This window comes from Mitsuaria sp. TWR114, from assembly GCF_007997345.1.
Map to the genome: position 1 here is coordinate 1 of NZ_VOSR01000925.1, position 1,727 is coordinate 1,727.

Annotated in this window: 4 protein-coding genes; 3 read left to right on the plus strand and 1 reads right to left on the minus strand. The window is 70.8% G+C overall.

Annotated features, from left to right (window positions below):
• Nucleotides 1-271 (minus strand): HD domain-containing phosphohydrolase (locus tag FUT87_RS25860; protein WP_147242842.1); only part of this gene is annotated, 271 nt, incomplete at its 3' end.
• Nucleotides 272-422: 151 nt separating this feature from the next.
• Between FUT87_RS25860 and FUT87_RS25865 the strand changes: the two genes are divergently transcribed.
• The 3 genes from FUT87_RS25865 to FUT87_RS25875 form a co-directional block, all read left to right on the plus strand.
• Nucleotides 423-599, plus strand: a complete 177-nt coding sequence (locus FUT87_RS25865) for a DoxX-like family protein (RefSeq protein ID WP_147242843.1) — start codon at nucleotides 423-425, stop codon at nucleotides 597-599.
• A 62-nt stretch (nucleotides 600-661) separates the two neighbouring features.
• On the plus strand, nucleotides 662-1,138 hold the full coding sequence (locus FUT87_RS25870) for a DUF2269 domain-containing protein (protein WP_091733415.1): 477 nt from the start codon (nucleotides 662-664) through the stop codon (nucleotides 1,136-1,138).
• A 91-nt stretch (nucleotides 1,139-1,229) separates the two neighbouring features.
• A partial coding sequence (locus tag FUT87_RS25875) for a GAF domain-containing protein (RefSeq protein WP_404935450.1) occupies nucleotides 1,230-1,727 on the plus strand: 498 nt, incomplete at its 3' end.

The window sequence follows — 1,727 nt, forward strand, 5'->3', positions numbered from 1 at the left end:
GCAGCGCGTCGGGGAAGCCGATCTTGCCGATCTCGTGCAGCAGGCCGGCGCTGTGGACGTCTTCCTCCACCCGCGGTCCCAGGCCCATGCGGCGCGCCGTGCGCCGCGCCAGGTCGGCGACCTGGCGCGAGTAGCCCGCCAGCCCGCCCTCGCGCAGCTCCAGCAGGCCCGAGAACACCTGGATGGAGAGCAGGAAGTTCTCCTTCACCTGCTCGAAGGATTTCTCCAGCATCGCGTTGACCTGCTCGATCTCCTGCGTGCGAGCGCGCACCCGCTGCGAGAGGTCGGCATTGAGCGACTGCAGCTCGGCGTTCTGGGTCTTGGTCAGCTGCAGCAGCGCGCGATTCTCGAGTTCGAGCCGGCGGCGCGCCAGCGCGTCGTCGATCGCCAGGAGCAGCTCGCGGTCGTCCCAGGGCTTGGCGATGTGGCGCTGGCACCGCCGCTGGGTCTACCGGCTGGCCGGCGCCGTGATGCTGCTGATGACCGCCGTGGCGACGGTGATCCTGCCCACGCTGTGGCTGGATCCGCTGGGCAGCCTGACCAAGAACCTGCCGATCGCGATCCTGCTGCTGATCCTCGACGAGGACGCGCCGGCCTGAGGCCTGTCGCAGTCCGGCGGCAGGCTTGGAAATCCAACAACAAGACCTCGGGGGAAAACACCATGAACACCTATCTCGTCATCAAGTGGCTGCACATCGTCTCGAGCGTGCTGCTGGCCGGCACCGGCTTCGGCTCGGCCTTCTACCTGTTCTTCGCCAACCGCAGCGGCTCCATCGCCGCGCAGGCGGTGGTGGCGCGGCTGGTCAAGCGCGCGGACTACTGGTTCACCACGCCGGCGGTGATCGTGCAGCCGCTCACCGGCGTGTGGCTGGCGATGCAGGCGGGCTGGACGCTGGACACGCCCTGGCTGGCGCTGTCGATCGGGCTGTACCTGCTGGCGGGCGCCTGCTGGCTGCCGGTGGTGTGGCTGCAGATCCAGCTCTCGAAGATGGCGGACGCCGCGCTGGCCAGCGGCCAGCCGCTGCCGGCGCTCTACTGGCGCTACGCCCGCTGGTGGGAGGGCCTGGGCTACCCGGCCTTCCTCGCGGTGCTGGTGGTCTTCTACCTGATGGTGAACAAGCCCGCCCTCTGGGGGTGAGCGCGGGGCGACCCCGGGGTGCCCCCGGGTGAAGCCGGGGATCGCCCCGGCGCGGGAGCAGGATCGGCGACTCCCGCCACAATCCCGCCCCATGAGCTTCGAACCCACCCCGCTGCTGGACATGGCCAGCCCCGAGGCCAAGCGGGCCTCCTACGACACCCTGGTCGCGCAGACGCAGGCGCTGCTGCATGGCGAGCGCGACGCGATCGCCAACCTCGCCCAGTTCGCCGCGCTGGTCTTCAACGCCGTGCCGACGCTGAACTGGGCCGGCTTCTACCTCGTGAACCCGAAGAACGACCAGGAGCTGGTGCTCGGCCCGTTCCAGGGCAAGGTCGCCTGCGTGCGCATCCCGTTCAGCCGCGGCGTGTGCGGCGCCTGCGCCCGCACGCGCGAGATCCAGCTGGTCGAGGACGTCCACGCCTTCCCCGGCCACATCGCCTGCGACGCGGCCTCGCGTTCGGAGCTGGTGCTGCCGGTGGTCGCGGGCGGCGCGCTGCGCGCGGTCTTCGACCTCGACAGCCCCGAGCCCGCCCGCTTCGACGCGATCGACGCCGAGGGCTTCCGGCGCGCGCTGGACCTGCTGATCGCC